This window comes from Ensifer sesbaniae (assembly GCF_013283665.1).
GTDB lineage: Bacteria > Pseudomonadota > Alphaproteobacteria > Rhizobiales > Rhizobiaceae > Ensifer > Ensifer sesbaniae.
In genome coordinates, this window is sequence record NZ_JABEKU010000002.1 from 1,632,048 (window position 1) to 1,658,009 (window position 25,962).

At 61.8% G+C, this 25,962-nt stretch carries 22 protein-coding genes and 2 pseudogenes; 12 read left to right on the forward strand and 12 right to left on the reverse strand.

All coding sequences use genetic code 11. From position 1 onward, the window contains the following. The first annotated feature begins 2 nt into the window (after positions 1-2). Positions 3-527 carry a GNAT family N-acetyltransferase gene (locus BHMPCIPO_RS25390; protein ID WP_173519504.1) on the forward strand — a complete coding sequence of 175 codons (525 nt, stop codon included), beginning with the start codon at positions 3-5 and terminating at the stop codon, positions 525-527. Between the two features lie 283 nt (positions 528-810). Here BHMPCIPO_RS25390 and BHMPCIPO_RS25395 read toward each other — a convergent pair whose 3' ends face one another. The 6 genes and pseudogenes from BHMPCIPO_RS25395 to BHMPCIPO_RS25420 form a co-directional block, all read right to left on the reverse strand. After that, positions 811-1,167, reverse strand: coding sequence for a hypothetical protein (locus tag BHMPCIPO_RS25395; protein ID WP_173519505.1), 357 nt, complete (start codon positions 1,165-1,167; stop codon positions 811-813). Positions 1,168-1,515: 348 nt separating this feature from the next. Next, positions 1,516-1,782 (reverse strand): hypothetical protein, encoded by a 267-nt coding sequence (locus BHMPCIPO_RS25400; protein WP_173519506.1) that lies wholly within the window; start codon positions 1,780-1,782, stop codon positions 1,516-1,518. A 47-nt stretch (positions 1,783-1,829) separates the two neighbouring features. Next, positions 1,830-2,231 carry a hypothetical protein gene (locus BHMPCIPO_RS25405; protein ID WP_173519507.1) on the reverse strand — a complete coding sequence of 134 codons (402 nt, stop codon included), beginning with the start codon at positions 2,229-2,231 and terminating at the stop codon, positions 1,830-1,832. A gap of 334 nt (positions 2,232-2,565) precedes the next feature. After that, a complete protein-coding gene (locus BHMPCIPO_RS25410; protein ID WP_173519508.1) occupies positions 2,566-2,886 on the reverse strand; it encodes a DUF1476 domain-containing protein in 321 nt (106 codons plus the stop codon). A 374-nt stretch (positions 2,887-3,260) separates the two neighbouring features. Continuing rightward, positions 3,261-5,111, reverse strand: coding sequence for an ABC transporter ATP-binding protein/permease (locus tag BHMPCIPO_RS25415; RefSeq protein ID WP_246304560.1), 1,851 nt, complete (start codon positions 5,109-5,111; stop codon positions 3,261-3,263). A 673-nt stretch (positions 5,112-5,784) separates the two neighbouring features. Next, positions 5,785-6,350: pseudogene (locus BHMPCIPO_RS25420) on the reverse strand (transposase); the annotation flags it as partial. A gap of 235 nt (positions 6,351-6,585) precedes the next feature. On the opposite strand from BHMPCIPO_RS25420, the gene BHMPCIPO_RS25425 reads away from it, so the two are divergent. From BHMPCIPO_RS25425 to BHMPCIPO_RS25435, 3 genes are all read left to right on the forward strand, one after another. Beyond that, positions 6,586-6,984, forward strand: coding sequence for a hypothetical protein (locus BHMPCIPO_RS25425; protein WP_173519510.1), 399 nt, complete (start codon positions 6,586-6,588; stop codon positions 6,982-6,984). A 225-nt stretch (positions 6,985-7,209) separates the two neighbouring features. Beyond that, positions 7,210-7,614: a DUF1236 domain-containing protein gene (locus BHMPCIPO_RS25430; protein ID WP_173519511.1), complete on the forward strand. Its 405-nt coding sequence runs from the start codon at positions 7,210-7,212 to the stop codon at positions 7,612-7,614. 264 nt (positions 7,615-7,878) lie between these two features. After that, positions 7,879-9,933: a calcium-binding protein gene (locus BHMPCIPO_RS25435; RefSeq protein WP_173519512.1), complete on the forward strand. Its 2,055-nt coding sequence runs from the start codon at positions 7,879-7,881 to the stop codon at positions 9,931-9,933. 13 nt (positions 9,934-9,946) lie between these two features. Here BHMPCIPO_RS25435 and BHMPCIPO_RS25440 read toward each other — a convergent pair whose 3' ends face one another. The 3 genes from BHMPCIPO_RS25440 to BHMPCIPO_RS25450 are packed head-to-tail and all read right to left on the reverse strand — an operon-like array spanning position 9,947 to position 12,919. Next, positions 9,947-10,669, reverse strand: a complete 723-nt coding sequence (locus tag BHMPCIPO_RS25440) for an ABC transporter ATP-binding protein (RefSeq protein WP_173519513.1) — start codon at positions 10,667-10,669, stop codon at positions 9,947-9,949. Next, the gene (locus BHMPCIPO_RS25445) at positions 10,666-11,907 is read right to left on the reverse strand and encodes an ABC transporter permease (protein WP_173519514.1); all 1,242 of its coding nucleotides are present in this window, start codon (positions 11,905-11,907) and stop codon (positions 10,666-10,668) included. The genes BHMPCIPO_RS25440 and BHMPCIPO_RS25445 overlap by 4 nt, the downstream gene beginning before the upstream one ends. 7 nt (positions 11,908-11,914) lie before the next feature. Further along, a complete protein-coding gene (locus tag BHMPCIPO_RS25450; protein ID WP_173519515.1) occupies positions 11,915-12,919 on the reverse strand; it encodes an efflux RND transporter periplasmic adaptor subunit in 1,005 nt (334 codons plus the stop codon). A 151-nt stretch (positions 12,920-13,070) separates the two neighbouring features. Here BHMPCIPO_RS25450 and BHMPCIPO_RS25455 point away from each other — a divergent pair, with 151 nt between their 5' ends. Beyond that, positions 13,071-13,757: a TetR/AcrR family transcriptional regulator gene (locus tag BHMPCIPO_RS25455; protein WP_173519516.1), complete on the forward strand. Its 687-nt coding sequence runs from the start codon at positions 13,071-13,073 to the stop codon at positions 13,755-13,757. 96 nt (positions 13,758-13,853) lie between these two features. Here BHMPCIPO_RS25455 and BHMPCIPO_RS25460 read toward each other — a convergent pair whose 3' ends face one another. Continuing rightward, a complete protein-coding gene (locus tag BHMPCIPO_RS25460) occupies positions 13,854-14,678 on the reverse strand; it encodes an IclR family transcriptional regulator (RefSeq protein WP_173519517.1) in 825 nt (274 codons plus the stop codon). A 312-nt stretch (positions 14,679-14,990) separates the two neighbouring features. Between BHMPCIPO_RS25460 and BHMPCIPO_RS25465 the strand changes: the two genes are divergently transcribed. From BHMPCIPO_RS25465 to BHMPCIPO_RS25495, 7 genes are read left to right on the forward strand one after another with little or no spacing between them, the layout of a single operon-like run. Beyond that, positions 14,991-16,049, forward strand: a complete 1,059-nt coding sequence (locus BHMPCIPO_RS25465) for an ABC transporter ATP-binding protein (protein WP_173519518.1) — start codon at positions 14,991-14,993, stop codon at positions 16,047-16,049. Continuing rightward, positions 16,046-16,921, forward strand: coding sequence for an ABC transporter permease (locus tag BHMPCIPO_RS25470; protein ID WP_173519519.1), 876 nt, complete (start codon positions 16,046-16,048; stop codon positions 16,919-16,921). Before BHMPCIPO_RS25465 ends, BHMPCIPO_RS25470 begins: the two co-directional genes overlap by 4 nt. Before the next feature lie 4 nt (positions 16,922-16,925). After that, positions 16,926-17,720: an ABC transporter permease gene (locus BHMPCIPO_RS25475; protein ID WP_173519520.1), complete on the forward strand. Its 795-nt coding sequence runs from the start codon at positions 16,926-16,928 to the stop codon at positions 17,718-17,720. 6 nt (positions 17,721-17,726) lie between these two features. Beyond that, positions 17,727-18,041, forward strand: a complete 315-nt coding sequence (locus tag BHMPCIPO_RS25480; protein WP_210266648.1) for a (2Fe-2S)-binding protein — start codon at positions 17,727-17,729, stop codon at positions 18,039-18,041. After that, positions 18,034-19,440 carry an FAD/NAD(P)-dependent oxidoreductase gene (locus BHMPCIPO_RS25485; protein ID WP_173519521.1) on the forward strand — a complete coding sequence of 469 codons (1,407 nt, stop codon included), beginning with the start codon at positions 18,034-18,036 and terminating at the stop codon, positions 19,438-19,440. Before BHMPCIPO_RS25480 ends, BHMPCIPO_RS25485 begins: the two co-directional genes overlap by 8 nt. Continuing rightward, on the forward strand, positions 19,437-20,579 hold the full coding sequence (locus tag BHMPCIPO_RS25490; RefSeq protein ID WP_173519522.1) for an NAD(P)/FAD-dependent oxidoreductase: 1,143 nt from the start codon (positions 19,437-19,439) through the stop codon (positions 20,577-20,579). The genes BHMPCIPO_RS25485 and BHMPCIPO_RS25490 overlap by 4 nt, the downstream gene beginning before the upstream one ends. Positions 20,580-20,596: 17 nt before the next feature. Continuing rightward, positions 20,597-21,652, forward strand: a complete 1,056-nt coding sequence (locus tag BHMPCIPO_RS25495) for an ABC transporter substrate-binding protein (protein WP_173519523.1) — start codon at positions 20,597-20,599, stop codon at positions 21,650-21,652. A gap of 368 nt (positions 21,653-22,020) precedes the next feature. Here BHMPCIPO_RS25495 and BHMPCIPO_RS25500 read toward each other — a convergent pair. Together BHMPCIPO_RS25500 and BHMPCIPO_RS25505 are read right to left on the reverse strand one after the other, a co-directional pair. After that, positions 22,021-23,469: pseudogene (locus tag BHMPCIPO_RS25500) on the reverse strand (peptidoglycan D,D-transpeptidase FtsI family protein); the annotation flags it as partial. A gap of 1 nt (position 23,470) precedes the next feature. Further along, complete coding sequence (locus tag BHMPCIPO_RS25505) at positions 23,471-25,924, reverse strand: penicillin-binding protein 1A (RefSeq protein ID WP_173519524.1); 2,454 nt, start codon at positions 25,922-25,924, stop codon at positions 23,471-23,473. Positions 25,925-25,962 lie beyond the last annotated feature (38 nt).

Below are 25,962 nucleotides of genomic sequence, written 5' to 3' on the forward strand. Positions count from 1 at the left end.
CGATGGAAAAGGTGACAATACGGCATGCGATCCAGGCCGATGCGGACGCAATCGCGCATTTCCACGTGCGGGTCTGGCGACAAACCTACCGCGAGCTTGCTCCAGCCGAGATTTACGCCGCGCTTGATGAAAACCGTCGTCGCAACACCTGGCGCGAAACGCTCTCAGCGAATAATCCCGACCAGATCGTGCTTCTCGCCGAATTGGAGGGAATGCTGGTCGCGATCGGCGCTGCCGGCGCACCCTCAGCTGAAATCTTTGGTGACTTGGGCGAGATCAAGAACCTCTACGTCGATCCGGACCTCAAACGCCAAGGCATCGGCCGCCTCTTGCTCTCAAAGCTTGCTTCGCATTTACGGGAGAGAGGGTTCCCCGGAGTCGGCCTGGGCGTGGTCGATGGCAACGTGCCTGCCATGGCTTTCTACGAAGCACTTGGTGGCAAGCGGATCGGCGAATATACGGATCACGGTCCGATCTGGCGCTCCCCAAATATCGTCTTCGCGTGGCCCGAGAATGTGGGGCTTTGACGCTCGCTGCATCAGCGTGAACCGAAACTCATCCGCAAACCATCGCACTGTGAACCGCTGCCCTCGTTGTGTGCGTTGGCAGTTGGATAATGTATGACTGGAATGTTTTCGGTTGCAGTCGGCGGCGGTGAGCAAAAGCTCGCGAGCTTCTCGGTTCACCGATCACGTCCCGGCGCGGGTGCAAGGCCTGCGCGGTGACGCTCGACGACTTCATCGATTGCACGCTTGCTTGGCACGACCGTGTGTCCTTCCACGGCGGACAAGAGGTCCCAAAGGTGTCTGGTCATCCAGTGTTGCAGGGTACCGCCCGCCAATTTGAGTGACGAGCGTTGATCAAAGTCGAATTGCCGTCCACCACGAGCCAGAGTCCGTTCCCCAAGGCACGAACGGTGAGCGGTTTCCGTTTCCCCTGATTGCATTTCGACGCTGTCTGCATATGCCGGTTTGCATTGACGATGCCTCTTTCACGCATACGCGCGTTAACGAGCTGGTCGAGCGGAATGAACAGGTGAGCTTCGCCGAGATCAAAGTAAAGCGAGGGGTCATCCGGAAGCGTAGCGAGCGCCGCGGCGATTTCCTGGCTCAGCTCAGTCTCCCAGACCGCGCCGTCCGACCGAAGAGTTAGATATCTTGCTGACATTTTCGTCATCTTTCGCGCATTGGTCTTAAGGGAATTAGCGTCTCCTGAAATAAGTCCATACTTTCTGGCTCTTTTGACTGGTTCGGACCATCGCGCCATCAACGGACATATGATGGCCGACGGCGCAGATGTCGCAAGCTAGCAGCGATCATCACAGCTACGAAATCCGAAATTTCGCTCGGCCTCGTCAGGCGCTTATTGCTTTTTGGCATCCCTGCCTTCCTCGCATAGCGAGGATCCAGAAGTTGTAAGGCACCGCGCCAGAAAGCCGCTGATGTCGGATTCGCTACGTTAGATTTCGGGGTATAGGCCCAGATTGGTGATCCGAGCGAGTTTTGCGCTCCGTAGTTATTGGGTGGAACGTGGGCAGCCGACGCGCACCAGAACGCGGTCAGATCCTGCGATGTCCTCCGCGACGCGCCGGATGAACTCGTCGCCGCCGGGGGCGTTGACCATTCCTTCAATAACGACGCCGTTTCCAAGCACCCTGAAGCAAAGGTTAGTCGTGTCAAAGGGTGCTTCCGCCGCCAACGCGTCCTTAATGGAGGCGATCAGACCCGAGGCATCCGAACCCTCGCCACCTCGGCAGTCAAGTTCTGGTGGGATCAGAATCATCGCTGGAACTCCTATGGAATTCCAACTCGTTTTATGCGGAGTTGTTCCTATTGGAGGATGCTCGTTCGCCTAAGAAAACGGCCCCGAAAGGCGACAACGGGGCCAAGTGCGTTATCCGGGCTCCAGTGGGGGAAGGGGAGATCAGAGCCCGCCGATGACCCCGCATCATGATCACCGACATCTAATAAACCGGCATTGGCACGCAATGTTCCTTCAGAACTCCCGACGTCGATATCAGGGCGTTTCCCTGGGAGGTTGGCCGCCACGTCCACCAGCATGAGCGGTTCGGCCCTGTAGGTGGCGTAGCAGGCCACCTGAGAGACGTCGAGTTCAAGCCCGGTCTTCGCCGCGAGTTTTACGGCAGGTGTTCGTCCGCAGCCTTGTAATGGAAGCGATGGGCTCGTGGCGATCGCGCCGAATGGCGTGCGACTGCCGCGGCTCTCGATCATCCTGCCGCTCAGCGCGATCGAGGGATCGCGGTACGGGTAGCCGTCTCGCGGTACCAAGCTGCAGCGCTAACGGGATGATTGGAACCCGGGCGAGGCTTTGTCAGATTCTTGAGGAGGGCTATTTCGTAAATGTCGTTCTCATCGGGTTTCCTGCACCGCCAGAACCGCCGATTACTCTATGGCTCGATACTCAGCGAGACATGCCCGCAGACATCTCCGACTGCCGCACTGTCACCTGATGCTTGTCACGGTTGAAGCAAGGCAAACCGCATCGTCGGTAAATCGCGGTTCACGTGTTTCCTCAGGGTTGGCATTCTGTCGTAGCCAATAGTATTCACGCGTTCCTGATCTGGTCGACGGCGGTCGCCAATAGTTCGTCCATAACGCCGCGAATTTGATGATCGGACTTGTCGACGCCAGCTGCGTCGAAATCGGCGCGTACTTTTCGGAATACGTCGTTGTCTCCGGCTTCCTCGAAGTCCGCGCGCACCACGTCATTCGCATAGGCGTCGGCGTCCGCGCCGGCTTTGCCGAGCTGTTCAGCGGCCCATAGACCGAAGAGTTTGTTGCGGCGTGCCATGGCCCGGAACTTCGATTCCTCGTCCATCGCGAACTTCTTTTCGAAGCCTTCTTGGCGGTCTCTCATGCTATTCATGGTTTGGCCCCCGGTTCAGGTGCGAGTTCTGACTTTCGTCCGAAATTCGCCAGATAACCAACTAGCAAATACTTTGTAATTAGCCAGACGAAACTCAGAGTGGCGCGAACTGGCACGATTGGCAACACCGGACCCCTTGTTTGCGAGATCGATCAGCTCCCAGTCCCATTTTGGGGTGCCTATTCGACATCAATGTTCGACAAGTGCTAGGGCGATCATATCAAAATGCTCTGCGAGATCGGATCGCCGGGCTGCACCTGCCTGCAGCGAATATCATGCAGTCGATTCCCGCCCGTTTTAGCATCGGCTCCCTCTGCGCTATCGTCGAAACGGGAGGCTCAACCAAAACGCCTTGGCTATCTGGGGCAGTGAGGTTAGTCGACTGGGGGCGTTTCGGAAGATTGTTTCGCCCGCTCGGCACTAACAAGCGGGCCCGTAAACGTTGCGACGGGGGTTTTCGTGACCAATCGATCTTTGATCGACAAGACACTGTCGAAGAATTCGCCGCCGGTTGACGATTTAGGCGGCGCGACTGTGTGCATCACGCTGATTACGGTCGCGTCGGCACATTGGGTGCGGATTGCGCCGTAAAGGGCTATTCGAGATGGAATGTCCAGGGAACTGGTTGGCTCGTCTAAAAGTAATATTTGGGGACGCAGCAAAAGAATTCTCGCCAAGATGAGCTTCTGCTTTTGTCCGCCGGAAAGAGCTTGATCCCACGTTTGATCGTCGCGGCCCTCCTTTGCAAGATCACAGATGAGATCATCAAGCCCGGCCCTAGACAGCGCCGTTGCAACTTCGGCGTCGGAGTAAGATTCTGGAGGATCCGGGAGGCAGATCAATTCCTTCAGCGGCGTTGGTTGGAGTTTGACCTCCTGTGCAGCATAGAGAAGCCGCACATTCCGAGGCAGACCAATTGTCCCACTTCCATGCGGCCAAAGTCCGTTGATTGCTTTCAGTAGCGAAGACTTGCCGCATCCGGACTCTCCTACAAGCAAGGTCCATTCACCTGGTCCGATACGAAGACGTCCCGTTGAAAGAAAGGGCTCGTCGTCACCCGGATGCATCAGTTCGATATTGTTCAGGACCACGCCCAAGCGCCGATCGTGTCGCACGTACCGCAACTCGGAGCGCCCGGTGCGTGCGTGGAATGCACGAGGATCCTGCGCGTCCTCGATCGCATGCGCGAGTTCAGTTATACGCGCAGCGTTTGCTCGCAGCCTTGCTATGTCGGGCATGACGTGAATGAACCACGAACAGTCTCTGATGACCGCGTTGGCGAGCTCCGCTCCGGTAATGTACGACTGCAGAGTGATTTTGCTTTGCGCGTAGGGCAAGAGACCAGGTGCGTAGGCGACGATGCGTGAAGCGAAGAAATCGTAAACCAGTTCGAAACCCATATAGGCAGAGCTAAGAATATTCAGGCTCGCCCATGTCCGATCGATGTTGCGATATCGCCGTCTGTGGACCCGGTTTTGGGATTCCTCGCCATCAGCGGCTGCGATATGGAAGCCGCGGTTGATGAAGGTAGCGAGCGCATGACGGTAGCTACCCTCGGCCCACTGCATTCTCACGTCCAATTTCTGTTGGATCGCGCCAAGCTTTATGGCCAGGAAAGTGTTAAGAGGCACGTACGCAGAGACTACGGCGATTGTTAAGAGTGCACTGGCGTAACTGCCCAGAAACTCTAGTCCACTGATTTCGGTGGAAGTGGCAATAATTTTGCCGCCCACGAAATAGAGCGACAGAACGACCCCGGCCACCCCCATGGCAAGTCCGATGGCGCCGCCGGTCATACCCTTGATTGACTCTTGAATACGCTGATCGACATTGTCCGGCACCGATGCGGCCGATGGTATAGCTTCTGTGGCTCCCTGTTGGAGATGAAAGTGCGTGTGATTGCGGTCGAGCAACGCTTCGTTGAAACGCTCATCGAGCCAGGCACGCCATCTTCGGTGAAGGCTGGTTGAGGAGAAATGGCGGACTGCGATGAAGCCAACTTCCTTCAGGACGACAATCCCGACCAGCGCACCGGCGCTCGCCAGGAGCGATTGAAGCGTGGACGGGTTTTTGGGATGGTGAAGGAAAGAAATCGCGCTAAATAACTCTCCCGATGCCTCGGCGAACCAGACACTGGCCATCGCTGACAACGCCGTCAGCAGCACGATCATGGCCGCCAGTCCCCAAGCTTCTTGCCACTTCTCGGAAAACCAATAAGCAGCCATCAACCCCCAAAAACTGCGCATTGACGATACTGGCGTCAACTGCGGCCGTTTATCCGGCCTGCGCGTCCGCAAGTGCAAATTCCCCCTCAGCGCATTCTCGATTTCTTCTCCGATTCCACACTCGCACTTTTGAGCCCCAGTTCCTACCCCGAAATTCCGGAAAGCGGCATTTGTCGCCTTCGTATGGGTCACCACGCCGGAGCCCGTGTTCGTGGGTCAGAGGATAGTGTGGACAGGTCCTATCTGCACGATCGCTTCAAACGGGTGTTACCCAAGCAACGAACAATGGAGGGGGACGGACGGAGCCGTTTATCGTGTCGCGTCTATTCATAATAGTCGTGCCGCAAGGTGACTGCGCCTCTAAAAGATTGGCCAACCGGTCCTCAACAGACCCCGTAGAGCAGACGGCCCCCTCCTTGCAAGAAACTCTTATGGTGGTTTTGATCGGATCGCTTGCGTTCATATGTCCGGCCTGTTGCTGCGCTCGCACATGAAGGCTGGCCAAGATGGGTTCCGCGACATGGATTCCAAACAGAAGCTCGACTTCAAAAGCCACTGTCCGCAACGAGTGTCCCACGTCTCGGATCGATCGAGCACACCATCTGCTCGTTTCTGCAAGTTCACGCATCAGATCAACGCGGTAGCTTCCAGCTTGCCGTAGTTGCCTGATTTCTTAAGCCGCACTTGCCAACTTTGGCGGCTCAGCGTTTTGGCGATAGGTTGCGCCGGTCACCATCATCTCCCAGGAAATCCGGGCGATCTTGTTGGCCAGTGCGATAGCCATGAGCTTGGGGGACTTGCGCTTGAGCAATTCGACAAGCCACGGTGTAGCGTTCCTTCCGCGTCCCGCACGCAGGTGCTGCAAAACCGCGGTCGCGCCCACAACCAGTGTCTTACGCAATGCCTCATCGCCGGCCCTTGTAATGACACCAAGCCTGACCTTATCCGCAGTCGAACGGTCCCGGGCGTCAGCCCCATCCAGGCGGCAAATTGCCTTCCCGACGCAAACCACTCCGGCGCCGGCGCTTTCATCACCAAGATTACCGCGCCGATCGGCCCGACACCCGGGATTTTTGCAAGACGACGGCAGCATTCGTTATTTCGATACCAGGCCATCAGTTTTGCCTCCAATTCCTTCCGGCGCTCATCTAACTGCGCAAATTCGCCAGCGATAGATGCAAATGGATCGCGTTCCAGTGCTGGAATGGTTTCGTCAATCAGGATCCGTTCAAGCGGCGGCTGTTCATTGACAGATCAGGAGCGGGTAGCTTTCGACCCCATTGCCGTCGTTCAGACAGTTCTGCGTCACCCTTGAAACCGGACGCTTGCACAGGCTGCTCTCTGCGGCCATGCCAGCGCGTTGGCCGGGATGCCGGCGGCCGTAGCCGTCCATAAATCGCGACCGCCCGCGCAATAGGGATCGGACGAAGCTTCGAAAGGACTGATTAGGAGGCATCGTCGAAGTATCGATCTGATGCCGCGCGAAAATGCTGCCGATTACGGCTCGACACTGGAACTGCTGCCGGAATGGTATGTGCTCGTGGCAAAATGCGGAAAGTGCCGGCATCAGGGGCAGGTTGATCGTCGGCTGGTTGCCAGCACATGCGGATGGGGCATTCGCCTCAGACCATTGGTCAAACGCTCAAATGCTCGCGCTGCGGAAACAGGGAAAGAAGCAAACTGCTTCTTGGCAAGTTGCCCCGCGACCAAGGCGCGTCGGGATCGTTCAGGTTCGCTCCTTTTGCCCTACGTCCCTGATATTGCGTTAATTGCGAACCGCTGCGCACTCTTGCGCGACACGCTTGGCGCAACAACGCGCATCCCGAGCGGCGGAAACCCGCTTCTCGCGGCCCAACGGCGGCCGGCGCTTTGAAGTGGATCCACGCGCGATGGTCGAGGATTCAGAGTAAGGTCATTGCTTGTAAGAAGTATCTGTCTCAAATTGCTGGTACACGAAAGGCATATGTCACATCTGTTCCGAGAATTCCTGCAATTATTAACGAAAGTTATCAAGCGTGATGCGAAAGCAGGAACGGCAAATATGGAACAATTTATTAGCCGCTTCGTTGAGTTGGTGATCGAACGAAAGGATGAGATCATGAAGAAGCTTGTAATCACGGCGGCTGTTGCTGCTCTAATGGCAGGCTCCGCCTTTGCTCACGACACTAATAGGGAAGCCGGTACGGCCGCAGGCATGGCCGGGGGTGCGGCAGCGGGTGCTGTCGTCGGTGGCCCGATCGGTGCCGGTGTCGGCGCCGTGGTGGGTGGCGCGCTTGGTGGAGCGCTGACGCCTCCGCCGCCGGAAGTGGTCACCTATGTCGCGCAGCAGCCGGCTCCGCCGTCTGTCGTCGTGCGGGAGCGGATCGTGGTCGGTAAACCGATCCCGCCGGCCGTCGTCCTGACGCCGGTTCCTAAAAACCCGCGCTACGCCTATGCGGTCGTCAACCACCAGCGGGTGATCGTGGAACCGCAGTCGAGAACAGTGGTGCAGATCGTCAACTGACCCGCGCCGCAACAACCTCTCTCCTGGGGGGGCAGCGTTCACGCGCTGCCCTTTTGCGGTTCCATCCGACGGTCGCGGCCAAATCAGGATCGAAGTATTGTTTCTGCGGCAGCTAATATACATTTCAAATTAAATTATCCGGTATGCGGAAAATTTATTTAATGTTGCTTTGAATTGTTATTCGAATACATTCTGTTCCGGTTAAATTTGTTCATGATAGCGCGGGTATTGATATAATATAAATCGGTCCAAGAGGATGGCGATATGGCAAAGATCGCAGGCTCGTACTCAGACGATGTTTTGAAAGGTTCGGAGGAAACCGACTACATTTGGGGTCTTCCCGGTATCGATACGATCGATGGCGGCGGCGGCGACGATTTTGTCGATGGTGGAACTGAAAGCGACATCCTGACGAGCTCGAGCGGTTACGATCGGATCCACGGCGGCGCCGGTGATGACCAGATCACTCTCGCCGGGACCGGCGGCGCGGTTACGGGAGGCACGGGCTATGACGCTCTCGTCGTCGACTTCCCGCAAAGCGCCGACCGGATGGTCTTCAACGGCGCGGGCGGCCATGGCTATGTCGGCGACCCGAACGCCGCCAACCGGCACATCTTCTTTCACGATATCGAGTGGCTGCGGCTCTTCGCCGGCAGCGGTGACGACAGGATCATTGGGACTGACGGAGGCGATCGGATCTCGACCGGTGCCGGCAACGACGTCGTCAATGCGGGCGCGGGACACGACATCATCACCAATACGGGTGGTCACGATCGTCTCGACGGCGGCGATGGAACTGACCGCTTCGTGCTTGTCGGGACGGGCAGCACCGTCTTCGGGGGGACCGGAGACGATACGTTGGTCGTCGATCTTTCGGGATCGGCTGCTCCGGTCGTGTTCAACCTGGAGAATGGTCACGGCATCATTGGAGACGGGACGCCGGCGGAGCTGCACCTCTTCGTCCAGCATCAGGATGTCGAGCGGGTTGAGCTGATGACCGGGCGCGGAAGCGACCGTGTTATGGGGAGCGCGCTTGGCGACGTCATCAAGACAGCCGGTGGCAACGATGTCGTCGATGCCGGCGCCGGCGACGACATGATCACCGACGGGTCCGGTGCCAACCGTCTTTTTGGCGGCGACGGCAGCGATGGGATCATCTCCACACTCTACTCCGCCGAGATCGATGGCGGTGCCGGCGAGGACTGGCTCGCTATCAGCGAGATGGAGCGCACGAGCGACCTCACCGTCGATTTCGCTGCCGGCAAGGTTTCGACCGGCACCGTGCTGCGCGGCTTTGAGCAGGTGAGCCTTGCGCTCGGCAGCGGCAATGACCGAGTCATCGCGGGTGATCTCGGCTCTCTCTGGGTTGATGCCGGCGCCGGAAACGATCATCTCGAAGGAGGCGCCGGACGCGACCAGTTCGATGGCGCGGAGGGAAACGACACCATCGATGCCGGCGCCGGCGACGACATGATCGAGACGGGCGCCGGCGATGACGTGGCTTTTGGCGGTGATGGCCGGGATAGGCTCGCCAATGACGGCGGCAGCGACGTGCTCGATGGCGGCTCCGGTGACGACTGGCTGCAGGACAGCGTTCCCGGCAGCGGCAGCCTTGGCGTCGCGTCGATCCTGCGCGGCGGCGCGGGCAACGACACCATCAATGCCCGTTACCTCGGTGACGCCGACGGCGGTGAAGGGCGGGATCTGTTGTCCCTCAATTATGGCGGCTTGCGTGAAGCGACGGATTTCGATGCGGCGCGCGGTGTGACCCATACCGGACTGACCTTCGCCAATGTCGAATATTTCAACATCACGACCGGGCGTTATGCCGACGTGTTGCGCGGCGCCGACGACAACGACACTTTCAATTCGCTGGGCGGCAACGATATCCTCGACGGGCGCGGCGGAAACGACGCGCTATACGGCGCAACGGAAAACGACCAGCTATTCGGCGGTGACGGTGCGGATATCCTCGACGGCGGTGCGCACAATGACCTTCTGAGCGGCGGCAACGGCGCCGATTGGCTGACAGGAGGCAGCGGCGCCGACACGTTTTTCTGGTCGTCGGAAACCTCCGGCCAGGCAGGCCTCGATCGCGTCGTCGACTTCGCCCGCTGGCAGGGCGACCGGATCGCCTTTTCCGAGGAAGCCCAGGATGCCACGGGCATTCACAGCTATGCCGATTTTCTCGCCGCCGCACATGATACGGCAGACGGCGTGTTCGTCGCCTTCAACGGTTCCGATGCCGAGGGCATTCTGATCGAGGACGTTTCGCTTTCGGTTCTGACGGAAAGCGACGTCGTCTTCGGCCTCGGCTGAGATTTCGCTGGCGTCAGGTTTCCGGGGCCTCGCTGTCGCCCCTGGTCGTTGCCTTCTCCGTCTCCGTGGTCAGGCGTCCATCGATGAGATCAACGCGCCGATCCATGCGCGAAGCCATGTCGAGATCGTGGGTGACTGCCACCACGGTCTTTCCCTGCTCGCGCACCAGCCTTTCCAGGATCTGGAACACCTGTTCAGAGCTCTTGCTGTCGAGGCTGCCGGTTGGTTCGTCGGCGAGGATCAGTGGCGGATTGTTGGCCAGCGCGCGGGCCACGGCCACGCGCTGTCGCTGGCCGCCGGAGAGCTGGTCTGGCCGTTTGTCGAGATGATCGGCAAGGCCGAGTGCCGCAAGCAGTTCGCTTGCCCTCTCGCGCATCTCGTCCCGGCCAAGACGGCCGAGCCTGCGCATGGGGATCTCGACATTCTCTCGGGCGGTGAATTCCGGCAGCAGGAAGTGGAACTGAAAGACGAAGCCGATATTGGCAAGGCGTGTAGCGGCTCGTTCGTGCTCATCCATCAGGTCCGTGTCCCGGTCGCGAATGGTGAGCGTGCCGCGGGTCGGCCGGTCAAGCAGGCCGAGCAGGTAAAGCAGCGACGATTTGCCGGAGCCGGAAGGTCCAGTGACGGCGACGAACTCGCGCTCGCCGATAACGAGCGATACATCCTTGACCAAGGTGACCGGGACCGTCTCCTCGAGGATGCGTGTGAGGCCCTTTGCTTCGACGAGCGTGCTCATGTCGCGCCCCTGATGATGTCGACGGGGTTGGCGCGGGCGGCTCGCCTTGCCGGCAGATAACCGGCGACGGCGGCCGAGCCGAGCGCGAAGGCGGAGGCGATGGCATAATGAAGCGTGCTCCAGGCGATCGGCAGCCGTGTCATTTCCTGGCCGGTCGCCGATAACTCGAAGCGGACGAGCGACAGCGCATAGACCATCGCAAGGCCGAGCGCCCAGCCGATGAGCGTGCCGGCCGTGGCGATTGCCACGCCTTCAAGCACGAACAGGATGCGCATGTCCGTCTCGGTGAAGCCGAGCGATTTCATGATGGCGATGTCACGTGCCTTTTCATGCGTGATCGTCGAGATGATGTTGAAGATACCGAAGCCCGCCACCAGCATGATCGCCGCAACGACCGTGTACATGATGACATTGCGCACGACGAGCGCCTCCAGGATCGACTCGTTCGCCTCCTGCCAGGCGACTGCCTTGTAGCCGAGCTCGGCCTCGATGCGGCGCGCTACCGGGGGTGCTGCGTTCGGATCGTTCAGCTTGATGTTGATCTCGTTGATCGCGTTCGGCCGGGCCGAGAGGATCTGCGCGTTCTTCTGCAGCACATAGGCCTCGCCTTCGTCGCGTGCAGTGGTTCCCGTGTGGAAGAGGCCGACGATCTTGAAGCGGCGGGTCAGCCCCTCCGAGGAGACCGCAGTGATCGTATCTCCAAGCCCGGCGCCGAGGCGGCGGGCCATGGTATCGCCGATCACCACATTGTTGCCGCCTGCGGCAAGGGCGGCGAAGCTGCCGGCCTTGAAGTCCCCAATGATCGGCGAGACGCGAGGCTCTGCCTGCGGATCGATGCCGATGACGGCGGCGCCGACCTCCTGACCGGAATAGCGAACGACGCCCTGCGCCTTGAGGGTCGCGGCAAAACGGCCCGGGATCCAGCCGTCAAGCCAGGAAAGCGCCGCGGTGGGATTGATGATGCCGCGGCGGTCGTCGCGTGGTCTCAGTCCGGAAATGGCGGCGGCATCGAAAAAGTCCTCCGCTGGTTGCCGCCGCGCGGTGCGCTGCTCGTCGGTCACCTGGACATGCGGCATGGTGTCGACGAGCTGGCGGACGAAATCGTCCTGGCCGCCCTGCATCAGGGCCGCCATCGCGATGGAAAAGCCGACGCCGACCGCAACGCCCAGCATCGCAACGATCGTCTGCCGGCCCCGGCCGGAGATGTGGGTCAGTGCGATGTCGAAGATGAGGCGCATGGCGAACTCAGTTCCCTGGGGCAGGCGTGGCCCTGACGCGCGTGTTATCGGCAAGGCCGGTCGGGAAGGGCGAGACGACGCGCGCGCCGTCCTCCAGTCCCGAGAGGATCTCGACGCCGCCCGCGCCGCGTATGCCGGTTTTCAAGTCGCGGATCCTGGCACGATTGCCGTCGATCACCACGGCCTTCGTCCCTTCCAGCGCTACGGTCGGGATGATCAAGGCGTCATGCGCTACCCGCACGATAATGTTGACGTCGGTCGACATGCCGATCCGAAGCGGTGTGTCATCAGGGAGGCGGAAGCGGACGCGATAGGTCTTCGTCACCGGGTCGCCCTTGGGAGTGATGCTGTCGACGGTCGCCTCCAGCCTTCGGTCGGGGAAGGCATCCGATCGCAACAGCGCGCGCTGACCGACTTCGACGCGCGGAATGTCCTCTTCGTTGACGTCGGCCGTCACGATCAGCGGCTTCGGTTCCCCGACCCAGAAGAGCACCGTGCCGAGATCTGCGACCTCGCCGATCTCGCCGTCCTGCCTGAGTACCTGACCGGCGCTCGGCGCTCTCAGCACATAGGTCGCGAGCCGCGCCTGACGGCCGGCGACGAGGGCTTCGAGCTGGCCGAGTTCGCTGCGTGCCCGGTCGACTTCCTGTTCGCTGATCGTACTCCGCTCGGAGAGTGCCAGCTTCCGCCGATACTCCTCCTGCGCCAGCGTCAACCGTGCCTGGAGTTCGCCGAGTGCTGCCCGCGCCTCGGTGTCGTCGAGGCGGGCGAGCACATCGCCCTTGGCGACGCGTTCGCCTTCGCAATTGCATTGTTCGACGATCCGTTCGGAGACCGTTGGAGTGACCTTCGCCCAGGTGCGCGGCTCTACGACGCCATCCGCATAGATGATCTCCGCCGCGTCGCCACGCTTCGGGGCGATTGTGGAAACAGGTGTGGGACGAAACAGATACCAGGAGCCGGCCGCGCCGATGGCGACGATAACCGCCGCTCCGATTGCATAACGAGCCATCCGCACGAGACTCTCCTTGAATGCGTCCAGTCGGTTCGGTATAAATAGACCGACGGTCGGTTTGTTTCAAGGATGCGTATCACCCTTGCCGTCGGGAGCGTCGTGAACCGTGCCGTGAGCCCCGTGCCAAGCCGCCGTTCTGGGAGAGCTTATGGTCAGAACGAAGAAATCGCCGGAAGTCCGATCGAACGAGCTGATCGATTGCGCCGAGCGGCTGTTCTTCCAGCATGGCTACGAGAACACGACGGTCAACGACGTCATCCGCGAAGCCAATGTCTCCAAGGGTGCCTTCTACCACTATTTCGTCTCGAAGGAGGCGCTGCTGGAGGCGGTCGCGACCCGGATGGCGCGGCGGAACCTGCAGGAATTGCAGCCGCTTGCCGAGGACCCGTCGCTCGATGCGGTCGGGCAGTTGAACGTGCTTTTCGCCGGCTCGCGGCGGATGAAGGTTGAAATGGCGCCGCAGCTGAAGAACACTTTCAACGCCTTGTTCAAGCCTGAAAACGTCGTTCTCTACCATCGTATCGACGAGGCACTGCAGGATGTCAGCCTGCCGCTCGTAACGCAGATGTTGCGGCGCGGGCATGAAGCCGGAACGCTGGATGCGCCCGATCCGGAAGCCGCGGCGCTGATGTTACTGGAGCTGCGGCTGAGTGTCGCCAAGGTGATGCACAGGGCGTTGCAGCGCTACGAGGCCGGCGACCTCGACGGCGCGGCGACGATGCTCGACGGCTGGATGCGGACCTATGGCACCGCAATCGAGCGTTTCCTCAAGCTCCCGGACGGATCGATCGAGGTGACCGAGCCGGGCTTCGCCCGCGCCTTTCTGGAGGCGTGAGCGGAAGCTCGACCGCGGTTAGCTGCTTTCGCGACGAAAGTAAGCAATTCCGAACGGAATATCGATTCAGGCTTATCCGGAAGTGCGCCGGAGACATCAGCCCTTTGGTGCCCCGCGCAGTGCCGAAGCCGGGTAGCGCAGTGTCGGGTCGAAGGGGTTGAGCTTGCTGCTGATCGCCTGCGCTTCGGCTTTCAAGAGATCGGTGATGGTGCCGCTTCGCGTTTCCGTCAGGCGCGACGCCAGCGTGCCGATGCTTAACGAGGCGACCGCGATGCCGTTGCGGTCGAGCACGGGGACGCCGAGACCCGCCATGCCCTCGATCATCTCGAAATTCATCTGCGCAGCACCGATGCGTCGCACCTCCTCGATCTTGATGCGCAGGTCCACCTCGTCGATCGCGGCCCGGTCCATGATGCGCGGCATGTTGAACTTGATGATCGCCTCGCGCTCCTCCTCCGGCAGATGGGCAAGGATGGCGATGCTGCCTTGGCCGATGCCGAGCGGCACCTTGCCGCCGATGTCGCCGGTAAAGGAACGGATCGGGAAGGGGCCTTCGACCCGGTCGAGGCATATCGCATCGAAGTTGCTGCGCACCAGCAGGAAGACGGTGTCGTTGAACGTGGCGGATAGCCTCAACAGCGACGGCCTGGCGATGTCGAGGATGCCTTCTCGTCTGCGTGCCTGCGATGCGATCGAGAAGAACTCCAGCGACAGGCGATAGGATTTTCCTTCCGGCATCTGCTCGACAAGGCCTTCGGCAATCAGGCTCTTCAACAATCGATGCGCCGACGGCTGGGTGAGATTCAGCCTGCGCGCGAGATCGATCACCCGCACACCTTCGCTCGCGTTCTCCGCGAGGTCTTTCAGGATGTGGATCGCCTTGGAGAGGCTGGAGCTTCCGGCATTCTCTAATTCCGACATTTGCGTGCTTCTTTCGAAATTGACATAAAAGGATTCCATATATTGGACTTTTTTAACAAAAGATTCCGAAATAGAAAATTGCATTTGTGTTTTTCGTCAATTTCCTGGAGTTAATTCACAAGCCTTACTCAGGGGTGAGCGTGGACAACGTGGATAGCCGATCCGGCTATCGCGAACGCTAAGCCGTGTCTTCGCCGGACCGCGTCGCCTGAAGCGAGGTTTGATGGTTGACGACGTATCGTCGCCGCCGGGATCGCCGACAAGAAAAACGGGGCAGGCGATCCCTGGGGCAGCGACCCTGGGAGAGTGAGCATGAGTTTCCTGAACCTCGAAAAGGTCTCCAAGTTCTATGGATCGGTTGCGGCCGTTCACGATTTCGACCTGGCAGTCGAAAAGGGCGAGTTCATCTCGCTGCTCGGGCCTTCCGGCTGCGGCAAGACGACGACCCTGCAGATGATCACCGGGCTCGTTCGTCCCTCGGCCGGCGCAATCACCATGGGCGGCCGCGACATCACCCATCTGCCGCCGCCGCAACGCGAGCTCGGTGTTGTCTTCCAGAGCTACGCGCTTTTCCCACACATGACGGTCGCCCAGAACGTCTCGTTCGGCCTGGAAATGCGCAAGGTCGCGAAGGCGGAGCGCGACAAGCGCATCAAGGAGATCCTGGCGCTCGTCCATCTGTCGGCGCTGGCGGATCGTTATCCGCGCGAGATGTCGGGCGGCCAGCGCCAGCGCGTTGCGATCGCCCGTGCCCTCGTCATCAATCCGCCGGTGCTGCTGCTCGACGAGCCGTTGTCGAACCTCGACGCGCAGCTTCGCGAGGAGATGCAGTTCGAACTGCGCCGCATCCAGCAGACCGTCGGCATCACCACGATCATGGTGACCCATGACCAGGCGGAAGCGCTGTCGATCAGCGACCGCGTCGTCGTCATGGAACAGGGACGCATCACCCAGGTCGACACGCCCTACGAACTCTACGAACATCCGCGCAACGACTTCATCTCGTCCTTCGTCGGCAAGTCGAACTTCCTGCGCGCGACGTCAGCCTTCAACGGCAAGGGTGCGTCGATCAGCATCGACAACACGCCGATCCGCTTCAACACCGATCGCCGTGAGCCGGAAGGCAAGGTCTCGGTCTTCATCCGCCCGGAAAAGCTGCGGCTGACCGTGCCCGGCGAGGGCCAGATCCAGGGCAAGGTGACGACCCGCTATTTCATGGGCAGCCAATGGCTGGTGAGCGCCGAGACTCCGGCGGGCGTTCTCGCTGTCGCGGTTCCCAATATCGGCGCGCCGCCGCCGATGGAAGGTGAAAGCGTCGGGCTCGCCTGGCAGAACGGCGATTGTCGTGTTCTGGCGGGAGCCGCCAGATGATGGGCGCTCAGACCTCCGCCATCAAGCCGCGTCTGCTGGCACCCTTTGCCCTTTCCGGACCGGCGACCCTGTTCTTCATCGGCCTCGTGCTGTTGCCGCTGCTGTTGACGATCATTCTTTCCTTCAACAGTTACGATTATACGGCCGGCATCCAGGGCGACTTTACCTTCGCCAACTACCTGACGGTGCTGCAGGACGAATATTATCTCTCGACCTTCTGGCGGACGCTGCGCCTGGCGCTGCTGACAACGGTCATCACCGTGCTGATCGGCGTGCCGGAGGCCTATGTTCTCTCGAACATGCGCAAGCCGTGGCGGTCGATCTTCCTCTTGGTGGTCATCGGTCCGCTGCTCGTCTCCGTCGTGGTGCGCACCTTCGGCTGGAGCATGCTGCTCGGCAAGAACGGCTTCGTGAACGGCGCGCTCGCGATCGTCGGCCTCGATCCGGTCCAGCTGCTCTATACGGAGACGGCGATCGTCATCGGCCTCGTGCATATCATGCTGCCATTCATGGTAATCCCCGTCTGGACGGTGCTGCAGAAGCTCGACCCGACCGTCGAGGCGGCAGCACTCACCCTTGGCGCCTCGCGTTTCACGGCCCTGCGCCGCATCGTCTTCCCGCAGGCAGCACTCGGCATCCTCTCGGGCAGCCTGATCGTCTTTGCGCTATCGGCAAGCTCCTTCGCCATTCCCGGTCTGCTTGGTGGCCGGCGGCTGAAGATGGCGGCGACGCTCGTCTACGACGAATTCCTGATCGAGCTGAACTGGCCGCTCGGGGCGACCATCGCGATCATCGTGCTCGTCGCCAATCTCGTGATCATGCTTGCCTATAACCGCCTCATCGAGCGGCAGGCAAAGCGCAAGCTGGGTTGAAGCCATGCAGAGAAACGGACCCATCGCTCTCGCTTTCCATAGCCTCGTCGTCGTCTTCATGCTGGCGCCGATGGTTGTGGTCTGCCTCGTGGCCTTCACGCCGGAAAACACGCTGGCGATGCCCTGGAATGGGCTCTCGCTGCGCTGGTTCGGGGCGGTTTTCCATCACGGCGACTTCATGTCGTCCTTCGGCAACAGCGTCCGGCTCGCCCTGCTTGCGGCGACGATCTCGACGCTCTTTGCCGTGCCGGCGGCACTGGCGATCACCCGCTACGAGTTCCGCGGCCGTGAAGCGCTCAATGCCCTGTTCCTGTCGCCGCTGATCATCCCGCACCTGGTTCTCGGCGTCGCCTTCCTGCGTCTCTTCTCGCTGATGGGCATGGGCGGTTCCTTCGGCTGGCTGGTCGCCACCCACGCGATCGTCGTGACGCCCTATACGCTGCGCCTGATCCTCGCGTCGCTGACCAGCATGGACCGCAACGCCGAGAATGCGGCGCGCACGCTCGGAGCTGCGGAGTGGACGGTATTTCGCCGGATCACCATGCCGCTGATGCTGCCGGGGATCAGTGGCGGCTGGCTGCTCGCCTTCATCAACAGCTTCGACGAGCTGACCATGTCGATCTTCGTCACCTCGCCGTCGACCGTCACCTTGCCGGTGCGCATGTATATGTACGCCAGCGAATCCATCGATCCGATGATGGCGGCCGTCTCGACGCTGATGATCGCGCTTGCCACCGTCACGATGATCGTTCTCGATCGGCTGTTCGGCCTCGACCGGCTTCTGGTGGGCAAGGGCTGAAATCTGATGTCGATGCATCCGTTGCTTCGGCGGCGCTACCGCCTGGACGAGACACCCGTGCCCTTCGTGCTCAACGGAGCGCCCGAAACCGGCCGCCGCGGCGACACGGTGCTGACCGCAATCCTCTCGGTCAGCGGCCGCCTGAGAACGAGCGAATTCACCGGCGAGGACCGGGCGGGCTTCTGCCTGATCGGCGCCTGCCAGGATTGTTACGTCATGTTGGCGGATGGCAGCCGCGTCAGGGCCTGCAGCACGGCCCTGCGGCCGGGCATGGCCTTCATCACCGATCCCGGCGAGATGGCGGAGGCGGCCCATGAGTGAGCTGCTGCAACCGGTCATCGTTGGCGCCGGACCGGCGGGCATTCGTGCCGCTGGGCGCCTCGTCCGCGCTGGCCTCAGGCCGATCGTGCTCGACGAAGGCCAGCGCGCCGGCGGCCAGATCTATCGCCGCCCGCTGATCGAGGATGGGCGTTCCTATCGCAGCCGTTATGGTTCGGAAGCCGGCAAAGCAAGAAAGCTCCACGAGAGCTTCGAGGCGCTGCTGCCCGAAATTGACTACCGGCCCGAAACGCTCGTCTGGAATGTTTCCCCGCCTGAGCGTGGCAATCAGCTCGATGTTCTCTCGGCCGGCGGTCATCGCCAGATCGGCTTCTCGCAACTGCTCCTCTGCACGGGGGCGACCGATCGCGTGCTGCCGTTCCCGGGCTGGACGACATCAGGCGTCTATACGCTCGGCGCCTCGCAGACGGCATTGAAGGCGCAGGGCTGCACGATTGGCGATCGCGTCGTCTTCATGGGCTCCGGGCCGCTGCTCTATCTCGTCGCCTGGCAATACATGAAAGCCGGCGCACGCGTCGAAGCGGTCCTCGATACCGCGCCCTTCACATCGAAGCGGCACCTGCTGCCGCTCGCCGTTCGGGCATCCCGGATCGTCGGGCTCGGTCTCTTCTACGGGCTGCAACTCCAGCTTGCCGGTGTGAGGATCCATTACGGCGTGAGGCCCGAGATGGTTCTCGGCAAGGGCCAAGTCGAGGGACTGCGTTTCCGCCGGCGGACGCTCATGGGCGTGGCGAGCGAGACGATCTCCTGCGACGCGCTCGCCTATGGTTTTGCGCTCCGTCCGGAAACCCAACTTGCCGATCTTGCCGGTTGCCGTTTCCGCTTCGACGAGCGTGACCGCACCTGGCTGCCGGAACGCGACGCTCTGGGCCGCACCAGCCGGCCGGATGTCTATGTCGCCGGTGACGGCAGCGGCATTGCCGGCGCCGATGCGGCAGAGATTTCGGGCGAACTCGCGGCGATGGCCCTTCTCGAGGATAGGGGGCAAGCATCGGCGGCGGATGCGCCGCGCCTGGTAACGGCGCGCGACGCGATCCTGCGTCAGCGCGATATCCTCGAAAGCGCCTTTCCCTTCCCGGACGATTGGTTTGAAACCGTACCGGACGAAACGACGCTCTGCCGGTGTGAGGAGATCACCATTGCCGAAGGACGCCACGCCATTGCGAGCGGGGCCGTCACCGAGATCAATCGCCTGAAGGCGCTGAGCCGTGTCGGCATGGGCCGCTGCCAAGGGCGGATGTGCTCTGCTGCTGCGGCCGAACTCTTGAGCGGCACCTGCGGTACCGCCGCAGATAAGGTCGGCCGTCTACGCGCGCAGGCGCCGGTCAAGCCGATCCCGCTCGGCTTCAGCGCTGGCCTTGAAACGGAGGGGTGCTCATGAGCCGGCGTATCTCCATAGACGTCGCGATCATCGGCGGCGGGCTGGTCGGCAGCTCCGCAGCGCTCGCGATACGCAAGGCCGGGCTTTCCGTCGCGCTCATCGACAAGGGCTATTGCGGCGCCCAGGCCAGCGGCGTGAACTATGGCGGCGTACGGCGGCAGGGTCGCCCTCCCGAGCAATTGCCGCTTTCGCAGCGAGCGCACCGCATCTGGCCGCAACTGAAGGCGATGATCGGCATCGATGCCGAATATATGCGCTGCGGCCATCTGAAGCTTGCCCGCACCGAGAAGGATTTCGCCAAGCTCGAAGCCTATGCCGAGACGGTCAGGGACTATGGCCTTGGCCTCGAACTCATCGCTGGTTCGGCGTTGGAGCGCCGATTTCCCTGGCTTTCGGCGAAGGCGGTTGGCGCGTCGCTCTGCCCCGAGGACGGCCATGCCAATCCGCGTCTCGTTGCGCCCGCCTTCGCCCGGGCCGCTGAGCGCGCTGGCGTGGCAGTGCTGGAATTAACGCCGGTGCGTGACGTCGTGGCGACCGGCAACGGCTTCGGGATCCTCGCCGGCGACGGCGTCGAGATCCGCTGCCGGCAACTGGTCAACAGCGCCGGTGCCTGGTCCGATCGTTTCGCGGCGCAGTTCGGCGAAGCGGTGCCGCTCATACGCATCTACCCGTCGATGGTGGTGACCGAGCCGCTGCCGCTGCGCCTGCCTGTCAGCATGGGCGAGCAAGGCGGCAGCTTCTACGGCCGGCAGGTGGCACGCGGCAACTATGTCATGGGCGGCGGCCGCGGCCTGCCGCTGGCCGACCCCGATTATTCACGCCCGTCGGTGACCGCGGCCTCCTCGGTCATGCAGCGCGCCATCGCGCTCTTTCCGCATCTCGCCCATGCCCAGGTCATCCGCTTCTGGTCCGGCACCGAGGCCGAGATGCCCGACGGCAACCCGGTGATCGGCCCGAGCGAAACGACATCAGGCCTCTTCCACGCCTTCGGCTTCTGCGGCGCCGGATTCCAGACCGCGCCGGCCGTCGGCGCGGTGCTTTCGGAGCTCGTCACCGAGGGGCGGAGTACCACGCCCATTGAAGCCTTTTCCATTGGCCGCTTCCGCAAGGTGACGGCCGAGACTGCAGCCTCGTTGTAAACAGAAAGGGGAATACCATGATCGACCAACGGCTTACCAAAACCACCGCGCTCGCGGCTCTGGCCTTCGTCCTGCAGCAGAACGCCGCGTCGGCAGAAACCAAGACGCTCTACATCGGCATGAACGGCGGCAACTTCGAGCGCGCCTATACCGAACACGTGCTGCCGCCGTTCGAGAAGGCGAACGACGTCAAGGTCGTCGTCGTGCCCGGCACCTCGGCCGATATTCTCGCCAAGGCAACCGCCGCCAAGGACAATCCGCAGATGCATGTCATGTTGCTCGACGATGGCGTGATGGTACGCGCGATCGGCGGAGGCCTCTGCCAGAAGATCGATGCCGATCCGGTGCTCGACCAGATTCAGCCGGCCGCTCGCCTGAAGGACGACATGGCCGTGGGCGTCGACATGGGCATGACCGGGCTCGCCTACAACAAGAAGCTCTTCGACGAGAAGGGTTGGCCGGCGCCGACCTCGTGGATGGACATGGCCGATCCGAAGTTCGAAAATGCCGTCGTCTTTCAGTCGGCTTCCGCATCGAGCTTCGGGCTGCACGCTTTCCTGATGTTCAACCGCATCCAGGGCGGTGACGAGACCAACGTCGAACCCGGTTTCGAAAAGTTCTCCGACACGATCGGCAAGAACGTCATCGAGTTCATCCCGAGCTCGGCCAAGATCTCGGAGATGGTGCAAACCGGCGAGGCCGCAATCTTCCCGTTGACCCCGACGGCCGTCAACAACCTGAAGGACAAGGGCATCCCGGTCGAATACGCGCAGCCCAAGGAAGGTTCCGTGGTGCTCGCCGTCACCGAATGCGTGATCGCCAAAAACAGCGAACCGGAACTCAGCCAGAAGCTCGCTCACTACCTGCTTTCGCCCGAGGCGCAGAGCCTGGCGCTCGACCACGGCAACATCATCCCGTCGAACATCAATGCCAAGGCCGGCACGGATGCGGCGAACGAGAAGCTTGCAACCTTCAAGGCCAACATGCAGACCGCCAAGGTTCTCGATTGGGACGCGATCAACCAGAATCGGCAGGAATGGAACAAGCGCTGGAATCGCATGATCGAAAGGTAAGCATCAGCTAACCTTTGTATGCATTTGCGCACGCCCTCGCTGAAAATGCGGGGGCGTTGCGGCATTCCGGGATGGCGCATCAAAGCGCGCCGTCGATCGAAGAACTGTCGCGCCCGCCCTCGCCAGCCGATGACGGAAAGAGCTGGGAACCGAAGACCCCTTGGCTGCTGATCCCGGGAAAGCCGACATCGGCGATCTCGAAATCGGGCATCAACGGCAAGCATCGGCAGGATGCGCTCGAAGACGGCGCCGCCAAGCGGTACCGCATTCCATCCTGACGTGCGGAAACCGTGGGTCTCTGGCAAACCCTTGGGTTCATCCAGCAGGGTCAGGAGCAGATAGCGCGGCTTGTCCACTGGAACGATGCCCATGAAGGATGTGATGTTGAGCTCCTTCGAGTAGCGGCCGCCGATCACCTTCTCCGCCGTGCCGGTCTTGCCGCCCATGAAATAGCCTTTGACCTCCGCCTTCTTCGCCGATCCGGTCTTGGCGTTGAGCCGCAGCAGGTAGCGTAGCGCCTCGCCGGTTTCCGGCTTGATCAAGTCGCGGGTAAGCACGCGATCTTCGAGCGGTGCACCCTTGATCAGCGTCGGTCTTATGAGACGACCGCCATTGACGAGCGCCGCAACCGCGATGCTCGCCTGCAGCGGCGTGACGGCGATGCCGTGGCCGTAGGAGGCGGTCGCCGTATCGATCTCTCCCCAGCGCCGCGGCAGTTGCGGATGGGCGCTTTCCGGTAGTTCCGTCGTCAGCCGCGACATCTGGCCGAAGCGCCTCAGGAACCTGCGCAGATTTTCGGGACCGATCGCGATCGCCATCTTCGCCATCGAGATGTTTGACGAGTAGATAAAGGCTTCCGGCAGCGTCAGCGGCCGGTACTGGCCGCGGTAGTCGTTGATGCGGAAGCGGCCGAAGGCCAGCGGCTTGCTGGCGTCGACGACGGAGCGGAGGGTGAACTTGCCGGAATCGAGCGCCATTGCCGTCGTCAGTGCCTTGAAGGTCGAGCCCATCTCGAAGGTAGCGGCGGCGATGCGGTTGATGCGGTCGGGTTTCAGCGCGTCGACCGGCAGGTTCGGGTCGAAGTCCGGGTAGGAAACGAGCGCCAGGATCTCGCCATTGCTGACATCGAGCACCAGGCCGGCTCCCGCCTTGGCGCTGAACTTGACGATCGCCTTGCGAAGCTCGGTCTCGAGCGCATGCTGGATGCGGATGTCGAGTGTGAGGCTCACCGGCTCGAGGTTGCGGTGGGAGAGATCCATGCCGCTCTGGCGCAAGACCTCCAGCCCCTGTCCCTCGATCCAGCGCTCGATGCCGGCGATGCCGATATTGTCGATATCGACGGTGCCGAGCACGTGGGCGGCGAGCGAGCCGTTGGGATAGAAGCGCTGCTTCTCGCGCTGGAAGCCGATGGCCGGAATGCCGGCGTTCCAGACCGCCTGTTCCTCCGCAGGCGTTACCTGACGCTTGATCCAGGCGAAGGCCGCGCCGCTCTTCAGCCGTCGATAGAGGTCACGCCCGTCGATGTCGGGGAAGATCGCGGTCAGCTTCTCGACGGCCTCGTCGACATCGACGATCAGCCGCGGTTCGGCATAGAGCCCGGAACTCGGCACGTCGATCGCCAGAAGATTGCCGTTTCGATCGAGGATAGATGGACGCCCGAGGCTGGGTGGCGGCGGAATGTAGCCGGTTCGCTCGTAGTCTGCGACGCCAAGCTGGACCAGGCGCGCCAGCATGAGCCCGAAGACGAGCGCGAAAGCGCCGATGACGAAGAGCAATCGGCCGCGACGATCCGGGCGGAGCTGAACCTGGCGTGTCATGTCAGTAGAGCCCGTTGCCGTTGGTGAGAAGCTTTTCACGCAGTTCCGGCGAGAGATCGGCGCCGGCGGTTGCCGACGTGCTCGCCGTCTGGAAACCGTCGATGACGGGGCAACCGCCGGCGCAGGGTGCAGTTCCTGGCTTAAACGCTTCGAGAATGGCCCCGGGCGTGCCCTCAGGCACCGGTTGGCCGCTCTTCCTGTCGATTGCCTCGACCGTCATGCCTGCTGGCGCATGGAAATCTGCCGCCGGACGTCCCTGCAGCGCCACCTTCATGAAATCGATGAAGATAGGTGCGGCGAGGCCGCCGCCGGTTTCGCCGTAGCCCATGGGCTTCGGCGTGTCGTAGCCGAGGAATACACCCGTCACGATGTTCGGGGTGAAGCCGACGAACCAGACATCCTTTTCGTCGTTGGTGGTGCCGGTCTTGCCGGCAATCGGTACGCCGAGGGTGCCGACATTCCTGGCCGTCCCCCGCTCGACGACGCCGCGCAGCATCGAGGTCACCTGGTAGGCCGTCATTGGATCGAGCACGTAGTCGCGATCATCGACCGGGGCGGGCTCTTCCTGACCGCTCCAGTCGGAGGCGTTGCAGTCGTCGCAGCGACGCTGGTCGTGGCGAAAGATCGTGCGGCCGTAGCGGTCCTGGATGCGGTCGACCATCGAGGGAGTGACGGCCTTGCCGCCATTGGCGATGACGGCATAGGCGGAGACCAGCCGCAAGAGCGTCGTCTCGCCGGCGCCGAGTGCCATCGGCAGGTATGGTTTCAGATCGTCATAGATGCCGAAGCGCTTGCCATAGTCCGCCACGAGATCCATGCCGAGATGGCGGGCGAGGCGTACCGTCATCAGGTTGCGGCTGTTTTCCAGCCCCACGCGCATGGTCGAAGGACCGCTGAAGCGACCGTCATAGTTCTTCGGCTTCCATGTCCTGCCGGCGCCGTCGGCAAGCGCGATCGGCGCGTCCATCACCAGCGCCGTCGGCGCATGGCCGTTGTCCAGTGCCGCGGCATAGACGAAGGGCTTGAACGACGATCCCGGCTGGCGATAGGCCTGGATCGCGCGGTTGAACTCCGACTGGGCATAGGAAAAGCCGCCGGCGACCGCGAGCACGCGGCCGGTGTTCGGATCCATGGACACGAGCGCACCCTGAACGAGCGGCGGCTGCCGCAGGATATAGCCGTCCTCCTGGTTCTCGACATAGACGACGTCACCGGGCGAAAGGACGCCGTCAATCCCTGCAGCACAGTTCCGTTTTGTCTTGATCGAGCGGCAGAGCGCCCAGGCGACGCCCTGGTGGTCGAGACGGACCGTTTCTGCCGCGGTGGTCCCGTTTGACGGTGCGGCCTCGGGACGGAGTCCGATTTCCGCGTCCGCCTTCCCTGCGGCAAGGACCATGCCCAGCCGCCACTCCGGTACGTCGGAAAGCGGCCGGAGCTTGATGAGCGCGGAAGCCCAGTCCTCGGTTGCGAGAAGCCTGGCGACCGGGCCGCGGTAGCCTTTCGCCTGGTCATAGGCGATGAGCCCCCTGCGCAGTGCCTTCATCGCAGCCTCCTGCAATCGCGGGTCGAGCGTCGTGCGCACCGAAAAGCCGGCGGTGTAAAGGGCGGCCTCACCATATTGGCCATTGAGCTGGCGGCGGACCTCTTCGGTGAAATAGTCGGAACTTGCGATCGCGGACGAAGGCCGGCGTTGCTGGACGCCGAGCGGGGCGGCGGATGCCCTGGCGGCAGTCATGGCATCGATGACACCGTTCTGACGCATCTGGTCGATGACCCAGTTGCGGCGGCCCATTGCGCGTTCCGTATGGCGATCGGGATCGTAGTTGTTGGGTGCTTTCGGCAGGGCTGCGAGGAAGGCTGCCTCCGAAACCGAGAGTTCGCTTACCGGCTTGTCGAAATAGGTGAGTGCGGCCTGTGCCACGCCGTAGGCGCCGCGCCCAAGATAGATGTCGTTGAGATAGAGCTCGAGAATGCGGTCCTTGGAGTAGGTCTGGTCGATCCGCAGCGAGAGGATCGCTTCGCGCAGCTTGCGTTCAACCGTGCGGTCCGAAGACAGGAGGAAATTCTTGGCGATCTGCTGCGTGATCGTCGAGCCGCCGATCATGCGCCGGCCGGAACCGTAATTGGCAAGATTGGACAGGAGCGCCGTGGCGATGCTCGCAACGTCGATACCGGGATGGAGGTAGAAATTCTTATCCTCGGCCGAAAGGAATGCCTGGCGGATACGCGCGGGAATCGCGCCGATCGGCAGGAAAAGCCGGCGTTCGCGCGCGAGTTCTCCGACCATCGTACCGTCGCCCGCATAGAGGCGGGTGGTGACCGCGGGTTCCCAGTTCGCGAGCGTGCGGTGATCGGGCAGGTGTCGCGTCAGCGCCGCGACGATCGCGGCCGCCGCGAGCGCGACGATGGTCGCGAGATTGAGGGATGTGCCAAGCAGACTTGCGATGAACTTCATAAGGGCGGAACGGACCTTTGGGGCAAAAGGAAAGCCTG